Raw genomic sequence first — 15,978 nt, forward strand, 5'->3', positions numbered from 1 at the left:
TCCTTAACTCTTTTTATCCCAGATAATTCATATACCATTCAGAGGCCAGATCCATGCCCTGTTTTACCGAATATTGAGGGTCATACCCCAGAAGATGCCTTGCCTTTGAGATGTCGGCCAAAGAGTGCCTCACATCTCCCGCACGAAACTCCCGGTAAATGGGGGTTGCCTGGGCTGCATGGGCAAACTTTGCAGCCACCCTGGTCTGGATCATGGCAAAAAGATCATTTAGCGAAGTCTTTTCTCCAAAGGCCACATTGTAGACCTGCCCGGCAGACTCTTCCCCTGCCAGACAGGCCATTATGTTGGCCTGGACGCAATTGTCAATATAGCAAAAATCTCTGGAGGTCTCACCATCCCCGTTGATGAACAGGTCCTCTCCTTTGATCAATGCGGAAAACCAGAGGGGAATCACCGCGGCATAGGCCCCGTTGGGATCCTGGCGGCGGCCGAACACGTTAAAATACCTCAAGCCCACAGGGCGCAGCCCGTAGGTTGAGGCAAAGACCCCGGCATAAAGTTCATTCACATACTTGGTCACGGCATAGGGGGATAAAGGGCTGCCAATGGTATCTTCTTGTTTGGGCAAACCAGGATGATCCCCGTAGGTGGACGAGGAGGCCGCATAAACAAAGCGCTTTACCCCTGAAAGCCTTGATGCTTCAAGCATGTTTAAAAAACCTGTGATATTATTTTCATTGGTGATGATGGGGTTTTCAATGGATCTTGGAACCGATCCCAAAGCGGCCTGGTGAAGAATGAAATCAATGCCCTGCACCACTTGTTTACAGGTGCCCAAGGATCTGATGTCCCCTTTTACAAATTCAAACCGTTTCCAGTTCTCCGCTCCCACGCTCGCCTGCACCTGGTCCAGATTATGCTGAAACCCGGTTGAAAAATTATCCAGTCCCCTGACCTGCTGACCGGCCTTGAGCAGGGTTTCGACCAGGTTTGATCCGATAAACCCGGCAGCGCCGGTGACCAGCCAAGAGTATTTTTTGTCTTTAAGTGCTTTAATCATTTGATCCTGTTTTCTTTGTTGTAGTATAAAATCGGGTAAACCACTCATAGGTGGTTTTGATCCCCTGGCCCAGGGGGATGGACGGTTTCCATCCCAAGGCTTTAATCCGGGAAATATCTAAAAGTTTGCGCGGGGTACCGTCCGGCTTGGCCGGATCAAATACAAGCTTTCCCGTGTATCCCACCTGTGTTTTTATGGTCTGGGCAAGCTCATTTATGGTGCAGTCAACCCCTGTGCCCAGGTTGACAAAACAGGGGTCAGGATAATTTATCAGGTGATGATCAATTTTGTCATCGCCAAGCGCCATGAGATGAACACTTGCCGCAGCCATATCATCCACATGAAGAAATTCGCGCATGGGCGTGCCGGTTCCCCAGATTGTAACACATGGAGATGCTGCCATCTTTGCCTCGTGAATTTTACGGATCAGGGCCGGCAGAACATGGGAGGTTTCCAAATCAAAATTATCGTTTGGGCCATAGAGGTTGGTCGGCCTGACCGCCATGAACCGGGTTTTATACTCCCGGTTATAGGCTTCACACATTTTGATGCCGGCAATTTTTGCAATGGCATAGGGTTCATTGGTCGGCTCTAAAAGGCCGGTCAGCAAATGTTCTTCTTTCATGGGCTGGGGCGCGGTTTTGGGATAAATACAGGACGAACCCAGAAAAAGCAGCCGCTTTACATCATGGGTGTAAGACGAATGAATGACATTGGCCTGGATAACCAGGTTGCTGTGGATGAAACGGGCAGGCCAGGTGTTGTTGGCATGGATCCCCCCCACCTGTGCCGCCGCCAGAAACACATGGTCTGGATTTTCCGCCTTAAAAAACGCGTCCACGGCTGCCTGGTCTTTTAAATCAACCCGGACAAGGGTGATGGGCATCTTTTTCTGCTCTTCACGGATTGAAGAGTGATAGGTCCCCACAAGGTTGGTATATCCATTTTCGATCAGATTCCGGACAAGGGCAGACCCCACCATGCCGGATGCGCCGGCAATAAAAATTTTATCTGTTTTATTCATTGCGGTCGTACACCTGGAACCCAGCCCTTTGGCAGAGTTCATCTTTTTTGGTCTCTTCAAGGTCTGACAGGGTCATTTCCCGAACCAGCCGCTCAAACCTGATTTTGGGTTCCCACCCCAGATTCTTCTTTGCTTTGGACGGATCCCCCAACAGGGTTTCCACCTCTGTGGGCCTGAAATACCTTGGATCCACCGGCACAATGGTTTTGCCGTTGGCAGAATTGATGCCTTTTTCGTCAATGCCCTGGCCCTGCCATTCAATGGCCATGCCCAGTTCTTGGGCAGATAATTCCACAAATTCACGGACAGAGTGCTGCTCGCCTGTGGCAATAACGTAATCATCCGGAGCTTCCTGCTGAAGCATGAGCCATTGCATTTCAACATAATCTTGTGCATGACCCCAGTCCCTTAAGGCGTTCATATTCCCCAAAAAGAGACATTTCTGCAGGCCCAAATGAATCCGGCAGAGGGCCCGGGTGATTTTCCGGGTCACAAAGGTCTCGCCCCGGATGGGGGATTCATGGTTGAACAAAATGCCGTTGCAGGCATAAATATTGTACGCCTCCCTGTAATTCACCGTGATCCAATAGGCATACAGCTTGGCGCAGGCATAGGGGGATCTGGGATAAAAGGGGGTATTTTCTGTCTGGGGCACTTCCTGAACCTTGCCGTATAGTTCTGAGGTGGAGGCCTGGTAAAACCGTGTTTTTTTCTCCAACCCTAAAAGACGGATGCCTTCCAATATGCGCATGGTGCCCAGGGCATCGGTATCAGCCGTGTATTCAGGAGATTCAAAAGAGAACTGGACATGACTCTGGGCAGCCAGATTGTACACCTCGTCCGGCCGGACCTGCTGAAGAATCCGAATCAAATTGGTGGCATCTGTCAGATCCCCGTAATGAAGGACCAGTTTCCGGTTGTCTGTGTGGGGGTCTTCGTAAAGATGATCAATCCGGTCTGTATTAAAAAGAGAGGCCCGTCTTTTAATCCCGTGGACCTCATACCCTTTTTTCAGAAGAAACTCTGCCAGGTAAGCCCCGTCCTGACCGGTAATGCCTGTTATTAATGCTTTTTTCATGGTCAAACCTCTAAACTCCTTAACAGCCTGCAAACCTTACTCAACCTCGGATAAATCCGTGAGCCCTTTTGCAATGGCAAATTTGGTAAGGCCTGCAATGGTGTGAATATTTAATTTTTTCTTAATGTTGTTCCTGTGGACATCAACGGTTTTGGAGCTGATGCCCATTTTTTTTGAAATGGTTTTGGAGGTATGACCCTCGGATATCAGCTGAAGAACCTCCCTTTCCCGGGCAGATAAAAGCGCCAGGGTGTCCACAACCTCCCATTCCCTGTTTTTGGCATACTCCACAACCATGTGGGTGATTTCAGGGCTTAAAAAAGTGGTGCCGCCCAAAATGATTTTCAAGGCCTTGAGCACCTCTTCAAAAGAGGCGGTTTTAAGCAGATACCCGGCAGCCCCGGCATTGAGCATGCCCAGAACATAGGGTTTGGCCGAATGCATGGTCAGTGCCACGATCTTAACCTTGGGAAGAAGGGAAAGGATCTGGCGGGTGGCTTCTATGCCGTTCATATCCGGCATGGTGACATCCATGATCACCAGGTCCGGCTTGCAGGCGGTTACAAGATCCAGGGCCACCTTGCCTGAATTGGCCCGGACAACCACTGTAAATTCTTTTTGGGCTTCCAGGGAATTTGACAACCCGTCCCTGACGACCTCATGATCATCAACCACAAGCACTTTTATTTTATTCATTTGATAATCTATTTCAACAAAATCGGGGTCTCGGCCCCGGGGGTTGGCGTGACACCAGGCTGTCATACGCGGCAAAACTTTTGATTAATACTCAACTTTCGGGATTCATTTATTCAAACCCGAGCACAGGTATAACACATTGAAATTATAATTTAAAACATTGAAGGGCCTTTCTGTTTGATATATGTTGAATTCGACAAAAAGAGACCTTTGCACGAGTCAATTATTCTTCCCAGTCCTCCCAATCCGGATATTGCTCAGGATTTTTCCCCTTTGCCTCTATGACCCGGGGGTAAACGACACCAGGCTGCGATTGTTTGTCTTTGTGTCGGGTCTTATTGATCTGGAACAGCCAGTTGTCTCCAAAATCAAATAAATAGAACAGCTTGCAACCTGACGGAAACGGCCAGACACTGGATAACCGAACCTTGCTGTAAGTTTTGACAGGATTAAACATATCCCAGTTGGGTTCTCCACCAACGGTATAGGCCCTGTTTCTATAATTCTTGCCTATATAGAACTCAAATAGGTGATCGTTATCAAATTCTACAATATCTTGTATAGCCTCATGCAATTGTAAAAAAGTTGTTACAGGTTCAACCTCCATCACACGTACCCACTCTGTGTGTGGAAGCTTGATTCGAAGCGTCCAAATAATTTGATTATTATCGTTGAGATTACCCATATCAAACTGAAATTATTGAATATCTATATTATTATTTCCCTATTAATTTAACCTCGGAGAGACATCATGGCATACAAAAAGATCGAATACGGTATTTCATTTGCTGACATTGCTATTTTTACTCTGATAAAAACAAAAACCTCTTGTTCCTTCGTGAAAGAGAAAACACCATTGACTGGCAGCCTTTTCAGGAACTGCTGATAGCTCACTATGAACCTGGCAAAGCCAAAACCGGGGAACTGACTGAGACAGAAGTTGAACGCAATAAAGCAATCCCAAAATATCGGTACATCGTTGAGCAGTACTTTGGCATCAGCCATCAGCATGAAAATGGACAGAGGGCTCTATTCCCCAGGATCATAAAGAATACCATTGATATCATGTTTCGGCAGTTTGCGTCCAATTTAAGAAAGGCGTCAACTTATTAAATTCCATTCCTGTTTAGGTGGATAGGTGCGCCCGGATCACAGAATCCGGGAATTAAAGCCTCCGTCGGAGATAAATTCATGTCGTAAGGCTCGATACCCCGCTGGGCCTCCCTGGCGCCAAAAAAAATTGATCCGGGATGCTAAAATCGAAGAATGTCTTAATCATGCAAAGGTCTCCACCTGCCCAAAAACCCGTCCCAAATGAAAAACAGAGATAGCTCCGCCCTGTCGGTTACATCATTCCCGATTATAGGATTCTAAAAAATGCTCACAATTGCCTTAATACTGGCAAAATACATACCAGACAAAAAAACGGCCGACCAGGAAACCAATCTAAAATACCCTCAACAAAAACTAAATAAAAGTAATTAGGACAAATCTGTCAAAATATAGTTTTTTTCAGTAGTGTCCGGTTAGGTTGTTGCATATAAAAAGCATCTAAAATCATTGAAAAAACAGTCTGTTTTGTGTTGACAAATGTGCGTAAAAATTTTTGTGCGCCTTGAAAATTTAACTCAAGGAACTCAAATGACGCACATCTCAGTCCCTAAAAAACGACTACGGTCCCTGAACTTTGACAATTTCAGGTGCCCTCTGATAAAGTCACTTTCAAAAGCACCGGAATTACAATCTCGAGGAGACCGCCCTTTAAAAATGACATTCGAAGACCAGATAAATGCTTTGGTTTATTTCCATCTTCAGGAGCACAAGTCTGCCCGACATTTAATTCAGGATCTCAAGGAGAATGTTTTTGCTAAAGAAAATATTGCGCCAGACGGTGGTATCAGCCGTAGTAGTTTCTGTGAAGCCATCAATCACAGGGGACTCGAACAACTGCAATTTATCTTTGAGGATCTTTATAAACAGGCTCTTGAGTGTCATCCGGGTGAACACGCCGAGTTAGGAGAGTTGGTTTCCATTGACGGTAGTCTCATAAATGCAGTCCTTTCAATGCACTGGGCGAACTACAGAAAAGGAAGTAAAAAAGCCAAAGTACATTGCGGATTTGACATTAATCACGGAATCCCAAACAAAATCTTTTTGACTGAAGGCAACGGCGCTGAACGCACTTTTGTTCCCAAAATACTTTCCAAGGGGCAAACAGGTGTTATGGATCGTGGATATCAATCCCATAAAGAATTTGACCTGCTTCAGGAGCAAGGCAAACATTTTGTCTGCCGTATAAAAACCAGGACAACAAGAACAATTATTGATAACCACGAGACCCCTTCCGACAGCTACATTTTTTATGATGCACTGGTTAAACTTGGTACTCCGAATCAAAACCAGACGAAAAGGCCTGTTCGGGTTGTTGGCTATAAAATTGCTGGCGTCAAATACTATGTGGCAACTGACAGGCATGATTTAACAGCGGAACAAATAGCAACAATTTATAAACTCCGGTGGACCATTGAGGATTTTTTCAAATGGTGGAAAGAACATCTGAAGGTATATCATCTCATTGCCCGCAGTGAATACGGCCTTATGGTTCAGATTCTTGGCGGCCTTATCACTTACCTGTTACTGGCAATCCATTGCCAAAAACAGTTTAATGAAAAGGTCACGATCAAAAGAGTTCGGCAGCTGCGAACCGCCATTCTAAATGACCTGTTTGGCTGCGAGGAGCAGGGCTCTCATAGTTCAAACAGGGACAAGATTGTCAAAGATCAAAAAATTATTGAGCAAGCAAAAACCTAACCGGACATCACTGGCTCAGAGTGGCATTTGAAATCTCAAGTCCATAGATTTCCTGTAAATGGGAAGCCATATCATTATAACTCATGCCCAGGCCGTAAAGGGCTATTATCTTTCTTTCAATTTCATCGCTGAGCGTTGTCTGATGTTTTTTGACGATCTGTGGAGAGAAGGTTCCGGCCCTGTCACGCGGGGTTTCCAGCTCAAATTTACCATCCAGGGATTTAATGGTCTTTTTGCTTTTTCCATTACGGCGGTTGGCAGAAACTTCCTGCCCGAGATGGGACTCCAACTCTCCTTCAAGAGCAGCTTCAGCAAGATTTTTGATTAATGATGTAAGGACGCCGCCCTTACCTGTGAAGGGTTTACCTTCCTGGATGCCTTTAAGGGCTTTTTGAAAATCAAATTCGGTGTTTTCTTCGGTCATGTCAGTTCTCCTTATTTAGCTGAGTATATCAGCTTTCATTCAACTGACACAGAATTTTGAACGCCTTTATGATACTTGAACCAATCAAAACTATAGGCACTTTACAATATTTACATGCGTGAGCCCTGTACATTTAAAGGGTTTAATTTGCTAAGCAAACCTGGTATAGAGAGGCTGAACTTTTATCTATTTTCAATGCCTCGGAGCCGGTAAATTTGAAAATTAAACTCTCTATTGCCAATAAACTCTTTCTCTTTTCCGTGATTGCACTGACCATTGTCATGATCCCCTTGTTTTTTTTGACAAACCAGGCCCTAAAAGACCTGGGTAATTTTGCAGACAAGGCAAACACCCGTCAAATCAGAGACATCTCCAAGATCTTTCTCATGGAAATCACCCGGGAAAAGGTTAAAAAATTCAATGAAAAAGCCTTGCGCTACCAGGCGTGTATCGCCTTTTTGGCCAAAAAAGCCCAAGAGATATACAACCAGCCAGCATTCTCAGAAAACCTGTCTTTTCAATTTTCTAACCTGGCTTTAAATCAGAAAAATCATATTTTTTACACCCCCGAATCCATGGTTTGCCAGACAGCATACTGGGGTGGAAAAACCATGGATCCAGACATCCTAAAAGAACTTCACCGTCTCTCCTCCCTGGACTCTTTGATGGAGACAGCCAGCGCCTTAACCGGAGATCTGACCCCGGTCCATATCACCACCCTGTCCGGGATCGGGAAATACTACACCCATGACCCTGCAGCACGCGCAAAATACTTTAACCTGCCCATACCCTGTAAAGCCGACCTGAGGGATGAAAAATATATCGGTATTTTTAAAACAGGAAAAACAGAGGATAGGATCGCCAGGATGACCGAGCCTTACCTGGGTATCATTCAGAACAAACCCCAGATCAATGCTGTTGCCCCCTTTTTTGATAAAAAAGGGGTTTTAAGGGGGGGTGCCGGAATAGATCTGCCCATGGACAGAATCTCCAGCGAGCTAAATCCTGCCAGCAGCCCAGAACGATTTTCCTTTATCCTGGACCTTAAAGGCCGGGTGATCGCTTTACCCCGCCAATATACCGCCCTGCTAGGACTGCCCGTTCAAAATCCCGAAAAACTGCCCGGCCCCGCCCTGGCTGATTCATCCATTCCCGGATTTAAAAAAATCGCCCGGGCCATTCAACAAAAAGAGGGCCGGTTTTTCAGAGTTGATACCGGAAAAACCGCCTATTTAATGATGACCGCCCCTTTTGTGGGCAAAGAACACATGCTTGTAGAGGTTGTCAGTGAAAAAACCATTCTTGAATCTGTTGTTAAAACCCGGTTTGCCCTGGGCAAAACCCTTTCCCTGGTGTCTGAAAATTTTTTGATCTTTGCCGAGCTGACCCTGATTTTAGCCTTTTTCTGCATCTACATCTTGCTGGAGACCTTTATTCGGCCCATTAAAAACTCACCGCCATGACCCAAAAAATTACGGAAAAAAAATATGGGGCAAGATCACGGCTGACCAGAACAGACGAAATCGGAAATCTGTCCAGGTCCCTGGATATCATGGCCGAACAGCTGGGGCATTTTGAAACCCAGGAAAAAGCCTTTATGGCCGATCTTGCAAAACAGACCCTGCAGCTAAAACAACTCAACGAATACCTGGTCTACTTTGAAGAGTCAGAACGAAAATCCATTGCCTCAAAGCTTCACGGCACCGTTGCCCAAACCCTGGCCATGGGGGTTTCAAAAATAAAAACCCATATCAACGGCTGCGACATCGGCCGCCATGACGACCTGATTCAGGTTAAAACCTTTCTTGAACATTCGGTCAAAGAGATCAGAACCATTATCTACGAACTGGCACCGCCCATTCTGGATGATTTTGATATTGATGTTGCCATTGAATTTTTAGTGGAAGAGATCAATGAAAAAAACGGCACCGGTTTTGATTTCACAAACCGCATCGGCGGGCCTGTCCCCTTGAACAGGGCGGTGAAGCTGACCTTTTACAGGGCCATTAAAACCATCATCACCAATATCCTGGAATATGCAGATGCGCCAGATGATGAACTGGAACTATACGGACATGAAGATTTTTTGTGCATCCGGGTCCAGACCCGGGGGCTCCGGTTAGGACTTAAACAGGCCACCACAGCCCCCGGTGACAAGGCCGGGCATCAAAATTTCTCAGAACGGATGGAACGGCTCGGAGGATCGATCCTGTTAAAACACTTTGCAGACCGGGGCAGCAAAATCACCCTCAAGGCACCGGTGCTCACACAGGTGGGACAAGAAAACCCGGAGTGATCACATCTGGGACAAGACCTTGACCTCAAGATGTTTCATCCCGAATTCAAGGGCTTTTTCTTTTTCCCCAAGGGGCATGGCAATATCAACCCGATGCTGAAATCTTTGATTCATCCGGTCCGTTACCAGGCATTCGCCAAATCCCTGGACCCAGATTCGGGTACCTAAAGGTACAAAATTAGCGGCACAGCGCTTGAGTCCGTTTTCCAGGGCCAGGCAAATATTTTCACCATTGGCGCTGATGCAGGGGTCATCATCGCATTGTCCCGCATCTCCTTCATTATAGGCGGTCACCCGTCTTTTTGCCCTGGCCTCAACATAGGTCAGCAAAGGAAAAATTTCATCTGAATCAACCGGTTTAAACGATGGGGGTTTCTGGGGCAAAGGATAAAGGACGGGGCAATTTTTCTGGACAACAGGGACGCAGGATTCTGCACCATGATCCATGAATGCACTGAAAACCGCCAGGCCAATGACCGTCATCGTGACCGAAAAAATCCATTTTTGGGTTGCCAGGATCAAATTGAATCTCTTTTTTTCCGATGGGATGTTTCCTCCTTTTTTAAAAAAAAGAATAATAGAAATACTTTGCAGCCCGAGTCAAGCCCCTTTTTATTGCACCCGGATTCACCATACAGCAGCCTTGTTTCGTTGCCTCCAAAAATCCTCCCTGGGGAGTATGGCTTATACACCCAACTCGTCATATCCTTGCGGCCGCAATAGGGTCAGGTTCCCAGGGCGGAGCCGAACCTATTTAAGACTTGGGTTGCCCTGAACTATTGTTCCAGTCTATCCTGACGCAGGAGCCCTTACCCGGACGGGAGTCGATCTTAAGCGCCAGCCAAACCGGGTGCATAGACGGGATACAATACTCAAGCCCAGCCCGAATCCCTGGCGTTTTTCCCCTTTGATATGGGAGCGGGTCACAAGGGCAAGTCTTTCCGGCTCAATTCCCATGCCCGTATCTTCAATGGTAATCAGTAGTGTCCGGTTAGGTTGTTGCATATAAAAAGCATCTAAAATCATTGAAAAAACAGTCTGTTTTGTGTTGACAAATGTGCGTAAAAATTTTTGTGCGCCTTGAAAATTTAACTCAAGGAGCTCAAATGACGCACATCTCAGTCCCTAAAAAACAACTACGGTCCCTGAACTTTGACAATTTCAGGTGCTCTCTGATAAAGTCACTTTCAAAAGCACCGGAATTACAATCTCGAGGAGACCGCCCTTTAAAAATGACATTCGAAGACCAGATAAATGCTTTGGTTTATTTCCATCTTCAGGAGCACAAGTCTGCCCGACATTTAATTCAGGATCTCAAGGAGAATGTTTTTGCTAAAGAAAATATTGCGCCAGACGGTGGTATCAGCCGTAGTAGTTTCTGTGAAGCCATCAATCACAGGGGACTCGAACAACTGCAATTTATCTTTGAGGATCTTTATAAACAGGCTCTTGAGTGTCATCCGGGTGAACACGCCGAGTTAGGAGAGTTGGTTTCCATTGACGGTAGTCTCATAAATGCAGTCCTTTCAATGCACTGGGCGAACTACAGAAAAGGAAGTAAAAAAGCCAAAGTACATTGCGGATTTGACATTAATCACGGAATCCCAAACAAAATCTTTTTGACTGAAGGCAACGGCGCTGAACGCACTTTTGTTCCCAAAATACTTTCCAAGGGGCAAACAGGTGTTATGGATCGTGGATATCAATCCCATAAAGAATTTGACCTGCTTCAGGAGCAAGGCAAACATTTTGTCTGCCGTATAAAAACCAGGACAACAAGAACAATTATTGATAACCACGAGACCCCTTCCGACAGCTACATTTTTTATGATGCACTGGTTAAACTTGGTACTCCGAATCAAAACCAGACGAAAAGGCCTGTTCGGGTTGTTGGCTATAAAATTGCTGGCGTCAAATACTATGTGGCAACTGACAGGCATGATTTAACAGCGGAACAAATAGCAACAATTTATAAACTCCGGTGGACCATTGAGGATTTTTTCAAATGGTGGAAAGAACATCTGAAGGTATATCATCTCATTGCCCGCAGTGAATACGGCCTTATGGTTCAGATTCTTGGCGGCCTTATCACTTACCTGTTACTGACAATCCATTGCCAAAAACAGTTTAATGAAAAGGTCACGATCAAAAGAGTTCGGCAGCTGCGAACCGCCATTCTAAATGACCTGTTTGGCTGCGAGGAGCAGGGCTCTCATAGTTCAAACAGGGACAATATTGTCAAAGATCAAAAAATTATTGAGCAAGCAAAAACCTAACCGGACATCACTGAATGGTAATACAATTTTTTTCAGATATGATGATCACAGATCCTTTGGAGGTATACAAAAACGCATTGCGCAAAAGATTGGTCACCGCAATATACAAAATTTCTTCTCTCACCCCAAGAACAGGATTATCACGAAAATCCAGATTCACCACCAGATCTTTCTTTTCAATAAGGTGTCTGGTATTGGCAAAGGCTTTTTCCACGGCAGGCCTGACCTCACAGGACTCATTGACATCTGTTTCCTCCCGGGCCAGCCATAAAAAGGTTTCAACCGTGGTTTCCATCTCCTTCACAGACATAGAAATTCTGTTCAAGGGTTTTTTAAGCAGGGGATTGGTCAAAACTTCCGGCTGGGTTTCCATGATCTCAACTGCCCCTTTGACTACGGTCAAAGAGGTTCTCAACTCATGGCTGGCATCCCGGGTAAACGGTTTCTCCCTTTGGACAAACTCCCGGATCCGGTTCATGCCCGACTCAATGGTGGCGGTGAGCATCCCGATTTCATTGGATTGTTTTTTTTCTGTCCAATGGTCCGGAATATTTTCCGGATTCAACCCCTGAATTTTATCCATCAAGGATTTCACGGGCTGAAACATCACTTTGGAGGTGATGCCCCCGATAATGGCGCCCGAAATCAAAAGCAGGGCCAGGGAAATCAAAAGGATCTGCCTGGATTTTAAGAATTCATTTTCCTGAAAAAATGCCCGCCCGTGGAATCTAAAATAATAGAACGCCCCTGTATCGGGAAGTTGAATCACACCCACATGGACGGGGTGCTTTTTTTCCCCGTGGATGCAGGATGTGAACTCCGGGTTCAAGCCACTGAAAGGAGTCCTGAAAAGGTTCAGGCACCTGGTCAATCCCTTTAAAGGCGTTGCTATATTTTGAATGGGGTAAAGGGGCGGTCCGGTCTTGTTCAAACTGGTAGAGGAAATAATCAATTTCCGTTCCCAGAAGATTTATGACCAGACGGTCCAGGGTTTTTCCCATAAGCATGAAGGTGATGACCCCGTTGATGAGAACCAGGACCTTTCCGAACAATAAAATGGCCGCAACAATACGGAACCGGATACTCTGGTAAAATGTCATGCCGGTTCCTTCAGCTTGAACCCCAGCCCGTGGACTGTCTATATCTGGACGCAGTCAAAGGGTTTATCCACTTTTTTTCAAAGATTATACTCAATGGCTCCTGAGCACATCCGACCCCGGGGGCAGATCTCCCCACAGGGCTGTCTCCATCTCTTTTCTGGAAACCGGGTTGGGACTGGCCTCCATGAGAAGTTTTAAAATATAAAAACAGGCATTGTTCAGATCCATTTTCCGGCCTTGGCGGACCACCTCAAAGGTGCCCAGATCCAGGGTCAGACCCGCCATCCTCAGGATCTTTTCTCCCTGGACTTTCGTTTGGCCAATGCCCTTATCCTGGCCTCCAGCTCTTTTAAGGCAAAGGGTTTTACCAGATAGTCGTCAGCGCTTGAATCAAACCCCACAAGCTTGTCGTCCAGTGTGTCCCTGGCCGTGAGCATGATGACCGGCACCTGTTTATCCGCCTGCCTGCGCAATTTTTTACACAGGGTGATCCCGTCCATTCCCGGAAGCATGAGATCCAGAACGATCACGTCATACGCCTGGGTCAGGGCCAGGTGATGCCCGCCAATGATGAAAACACAGGCCAGGGCCATGGAAATGGGGATTTAAAAAGGGTATCGCTGGTAAAGAAAAAAGGCTGGACAAAACAAGAGTGATTTAAAGCACATTCCGGATAAAATCTGAGATTCTCTCATTTTTGAGACAATCGCCAAAAAAACGATCTGGGGGTGCCTGGGCCACAAAGGCCCCTTTTTCCATAAAAATGACCTGGTCGGCCACTTCCCTGGCAAAGCCCATCTGATGGGTGACAATAATCATTGTCATCCCTTCCTGGGCCAGGGTTTTAATGGTGTTGAACACCTCGCCCACAAGTTCGGGATCAAGGGCTGATGTGGGTTCGTCAAAGAGCATGATATCCGGTTTCATGGCAAGGGCCCGGGCAATGGCCACCCGCTGCTGCTGCCCCCCGGACAGGGTAGCCGGAAAGACATCAGACTTGTCCAGAAGCCCTACTTTTTCAAGCATGGCATGGGCTGTTTTACCGGCGGCTTTCTTTTTCTCCTTTAAAACGGTAAGGGGACCTTCCATGACATTTTCCAGAACCGTCATATGGGGGAAAAGATTAAAATTCTGAAACACCATCCCGATTTTCGCGCGCAGGGCACAGACCTTCTGGGGATGATCCAGAACCTGTTTTCCCTTTTTTTCCACATATCCTGATGGCTTGCCCTTGAAAATAATCCGGCCCTCATCAATCTCTTCCAGGATATTAATTGCCCTGAGCAGGGTGGATTTGCCCGAACCCGAAGGCCCTACAATGACAATTTTCTCTCCTTTTTGAACACAAAGGCTGACATTGTCCACGGCCAGGGTCTGGCCAAACCGCTTGGTCATATTTTCAAGTTTGAAGATGCAGGCATCATCTGTTTTCATAGGCCCCGACCTTTCGCTCGACGCGTTCAAACACCAGGGTAAACACGGTTGTAAACCCAAGATAAATCATGGCGGCAATGATGAGCACATTGACATTAAAATAGGTATTGAAAATCTGGTCCGCCGACCTCATGAGTTCCACCATGGCAATGGTGGAGACCAGGGCGGTATCCTTTATCAGGGCAATAAATTCATTGCCCACGGGCGGCAGAATCCGCTTATAGGTCTGGGGAACAATGATCCGCCTCATGGCCTGAGCATAGTTCATGCCCAGGGCCTTGGCCGCTTCCATCTGTCCCTGGCCGATACTCTGGATCCCGGCCCTGATAATCTCGGCAAGGTAGGCAGAATAATTAAGGCTCAGGCCGATAACAGCTGCAGTCACAGGAGAGAGGGTAATGCCCAGGGAAGGCAGGCCGTAATAAATGAAAAAAAGCTGAAGCAGCAAAGGGGTGCCCCTGAAAAACCAGATAATGAACCAGCAAAGACCGGCCAGGGGAGAAAAGGAGGAAATCCGCCCAAGGGCTATAAAAAGTCCGCCCAAAGGAGAGACCATCATGGTGCAAAGGGTCAGACAAAGGGTCATGACCGCCCCTTTGAGCAGGGCGGGCAGAAACCGTTTACAATCTCTGTAAAAGGCCTGGTAAAACGGGAGTTGTTCTTGGGCCAGGGAGGACAAAAAGTTTTTTGCCTCAACATGATCGGGAAAAACCGCCAGCACCTGTTCACATGCGGCCCTGGCCCTTGGAATATCTTCAAGGGCATGAAAAAGGGAGGCGGCCAGCATCCGGGAGCGGGAAAAATCAGCGCCGCTGAGCCCGGGTCCGGGCTCAGGCACGGTCATCACAAGATCAATGGCTGTCTGGTATTCTCCTGCCGCGATCAGGTTGTTGGCCGTTACAAAGATGGGATCCGGCTCTTGTGCAGGCGCCGTGGCCGGAAAAAAGGCCAGGCAGACCAGAATGAATAGTATCCCGGCTGCCCGGCGTTTCATCATGTAGATTCGGTTTACCATTTTTCAGGATTGGTAATATCCTCGGCAAACCATTTTTTTGAAATTTTGGCCATGGTGCCGTCTGCGATCATCTCATCAATGGTCTTTTGAACCGCGTTCAGCAGATCTGCGTCGGCCTTGCGAAAGGCAATGCCGAAGGGTTCTTTGCTGATATTTCCGGGAAGGGCTTTAAACTTGCCGATCCGTTTGGAAATGGCATGGCGGCCGGCCACATTGTCAATGACCACGGCGTCTGTACGGCCTGCTTCAAGGTCCAGAAGGGCCTTGGGATTGTCTGCGTATTCCTTGACCTCTTTGGGTTGATTCTCCATTTTCCCAATGGCCTTGATGGCTGAAGAATCCTTCTGTGCGCCGATAATGGTATTGCCCAGGTCTTTATGGGTTTTGAAACGCTTTTCAGCAAACCTGACCACGGCAATCTGTCCGTCCATGATATAGGGTTTGGTAAAGGCCACCTTTTCCTGGCGTTCCGGAGTAATGGTCATCCCGTTCCAGATGCAGTCAAACATCTTTGAGTTCAGGGAGTGAACCACTCCGGACCAGGCCGTGGGTTTCCAGACAATTTCAAGACCTAAGCGCTTGCCCACTTCCTGGGCTGCATCCACATCAAATCCCACCAAGGTGCCGTCGGCAACCCGATATCCCATGGGCGGGAAAGAGTCATCCAGACCGATCACCAGTTTTTTGCTCTCTTTTATGCGGTCAAGGGAACCATCCCCTGCATAACAAACCGAGGACAGGGCAAACAGGCAGGCCAATAAAACTAAAATCTTTTTCATTTTTATCTCCAAAGTAAATTAAAA

Annotated in this window: 19 protein-coding genes; 4 read left to right on the forward strand and 15 right to left on the reverse strand. The window is 46.9% G+C overall.

Annotation, left to right across the window (positions count from 1 at the left end):
* Positions 1-13: 13 nt before the first annotated feature.
* From HUN05_04340 to HUN05_04360, 5 genes are all read right to left on the reverse strand, one after another.
* Positions 14-1,021, reverse strand: a complete 1,008-nt coding sequence (locus tag HUN05_04340; protein WDP84470.1) for an SDR family oxidoreductase — start codon at positions 1,019-1,021, stop codon at positions 14-16.
* Positions 1,014-2,045, reverse strand: a complete 1,032-nt coding sequence (locus HUN05_04345; protein WDP84471.1) for a GDP-L-fucose synthase — start codon at positions 2,043-2,045, stop codon at positions 1,014-1,016. The genes HUN05_04340 and HUN05_04345 overlap by 8 nt, the downstream gene beginning before the upstream one ends.
* Positions 2,038-3,123 (reverse strand): GDP-mannose 4,6-dehydratase, encoded by a 1,086-nt coding sequence (gene gmd / locus HUN05_04350; GenBank protein WDP84472.1) that lies wholly within the window; start codon positions 3,121-3,123, stop codon positions 2,038-2,040. The genes HUN05_04345 and gmd overlap by 8 nt, the downstream gene beginning before the upstream one ends.
* Before the next feature lie 36 nt (positions 3,124-3,159).
* Positions 3,160-3,819 (reverse strand): response regulator transcription factor, encoded by a 660-nt coding sequence (locus HUN05_04355; protein WDP84473.1) that lies wholly within the window; start codon positions 3,817-3,819, stop codon positions 3,160-3,162.
* Between the two features lie 223 nt (positions 3,820-4,042).
* Positions 4,043-4,504, reverse strand: coding sequence for a hypothetical protein (locus HUN05_04360; GenBank protein WDP84474.1), 462 nt, complete (start codon positions 4,502-4,504; stop codon positions 4,043-4,045).
* A 956-nt stretch (positions 4,505-5,460) separates the two neighbouring features.
* Between HUN05_04360 and HUN05_04365 the strand changes: the two genes are divergently transcribed.
* Positions 5,461-6,630: an IS4 family transposase gene (locus HUN05_04365; GenBank protein WDP87922.1), complete on the forward strand. Its 1,170-nt coding sequence runs from the start codon at positions 5,461-5,463 to the stop codon at positions 6,628-6,630.
* A 7-nt stretch (positions 6,631-6,637) separates the two neighbouring features.
* On the opposite strand, the gene HUN05_04370 is transcribed toward HUN05_04365, so the two are convergent.
* Positions 6,638-7,054: a transposase gene (locus HUN05_04370; protein ID WDP84475.1), complete on the reverse strand. Its 417-nt coding sequence runs from the start codon at positions 7,052-7,054 to the stop codon at positions 6,638-6,640.
* A gap of 215 nt (positions 7,055-7,269) precedes the next feature.
* Here HUN05_04370 and HUN05_04375 point away from each other — a divergent pair, with 215 nt between their 5' ends.
* Together HUN05_04375 and HUN05_04380 are read left to right on the forward strand one after the other, a co-directional pair.
* The gene (locus tag HUN05_04375; protein WDP84476.1) at positions 7,270-8,517 is read left to right on the forward strand and encodes a cache domain-containing protein; all 1,248 of its coding nucleotides are present in this window, start codon (positions 7,270-7,272) and stop codon (positions 8,515-8,517) included.
* Positions 8,514-9,350, forward strand: a complete 837-nt coding sequence (locus tag HUN05_04380) for a hypothetical protein (protein ID WDP84477.1) — start codon at positions 8,514-8,516, stop codon at positions 9,348-9,350. Before HUN05_04375 ends, HUN05_04380 begins: the two co-directional genes overlap by 4 nt.
* On the opposite strand, the gene HUN05_04385 is transcribed toward HUN05_04380, so the two are convergent.
* Both HUN05_04385 and HUN05_04390 read right to left on the reverse strand, forming a co-directional pair.
* Positions 9,351-9,872, reverse strand: coding sequence for a 3D domain-containing protein (locus tag HUN05_04385; GenBank protein ID WDP84478.1), 522 nt, complete (start codon positions 9,870-9,872; stop codon positions 9,351-9,353).
* Positions 9,873-10,139: 267 nt separating this feature from the next.
* On the reverse strand, positions 10,140-10,355 hold the full coding sequence (locus tag HUN05_04390; GenBank protein ID WDP84479.1) for a sensor histidine kinase: 216 nt from the start codon (positions 10,353-10,355) through the stop codon (positions 10,140-10,142).
* A 101-nt stretch (positions 10,356-10,456) separates the two neighbouring features.
* Here HUN05_04390 and HUN05_04395 point away from each other — a divergent pair, with 101 nt between their 5' ends.
* Positions 10,457-11,626: an IS4 family transposase gene (locus HUN05_04395; GenBank protein WDP87923.1), complete on the forward strand. Its 1,170-nt coding sequence runs from the start codon at positions 10,457-10,459 to the stop codon at positions 11,624-11,626.
* Positions 11,627-11,633: 7 nt separating this feature from the next.
* Here the strand turns inward: HUN05_04395 and HUN05_04400 are convergent, their stop codons facing one another.
* From HUN05_04400 to HUN05_04430, 7 genes are all read right to left on the reverse strand, one after another.
* Positions 11,634-12,395: a HAMP domain-containing histidine kinase gene (locus tag HUN05_04400; protein WDP84480.1), complete on the reverse strand. Its 762-nt coding sequence runs from the start codon at positions 12,393-12,395 to the stop codon at positions 11,634-11,636.
* Positions 12,355-12,726 (reverse strand): hypothetical protein, encoded by a 372-nt coding sequence (locus tag HUN05_04405; protein WDP84481.1) that lies wholly within the window; start codon positions 12,724-12,726, stop codon positions 12,355-12,357. Before HUN05_04405 ends, HUN05_04400 begins: the two co-directional genes overlap by 41 nt.
* A 90-nt stretch (positions 12,727-12,816) precedes the next feature.
* A complete protein-coding gene (locus HUN05_04410; GenBank protein ID WDP84482.1) occupies positions 12,817-13,011 on the reverse strand; it encodes a hypothetical protein in 195 nt (64 codons plus the stop codon).
* Between the two features lie 2 nt (positions 13,012-13,013).
* Entirely contained in the window at positions 13,014-13,319 is a 306-nt protein-coding gene (locus HUN05_04415; GenBank protein ID WDP84483.1) for a response regulator, read from the reverse strand.
* Positions 13,320-13,383: 64 nt separating this feature from the next.
* Positions 13,384-14,160: an amino acid ABC transporter ATP-binding protein gene (locus HUN05_04420; GenBank protein ID WDP84484.1), complete on the reverse strand. Its 777-nt coding sequence runs from the start codon at positions 14,158-14,160 to the stop codon at positions 13,384-13,386.
* On the reverse strand, positions 14,147-15,175 hold the full coding sequence (locus HUN05_04425) for an amino acid ABC transporter permease (protein WDP84485.1): 1,029 nt from the start codon (positions 15,173-15,175) through the stop codon (positions 14,147-14,149). Before HUN05_04425 ends, HUN05_04420 begins: the two co-directional genes overlap by 14 nt.
* Positions 15,169-15,954 carry an amino acid ABC transporter substrate-binding protein gene (locus HUN05_04430; GenBank protein WDP84486.1) on the reverse strand — a complete coding sequence of 262 codons (786 nt, stop codon included), beginning with the start codon at positions 15,952-15,954 and terminating at the stop codon, positions 15,169-15,171. The genes HUN05_04425 and HUN05_04430 overlap by 7 nt, the downstream gene beginning before the upstream one ends.
* Positions 15,955-15,978: the final 24 nt, after the last annotated feature.

Origin of the sequence: Desulfobacter sp. (assembly GCA_028768545.1) — a bacterium.
Classification (GTDB): domain Bacteria; phylum Desulfobacterota; class Desulfobacteria; order Desulfobacterales; family Desulfobacteraceae; genus Desulfobacter.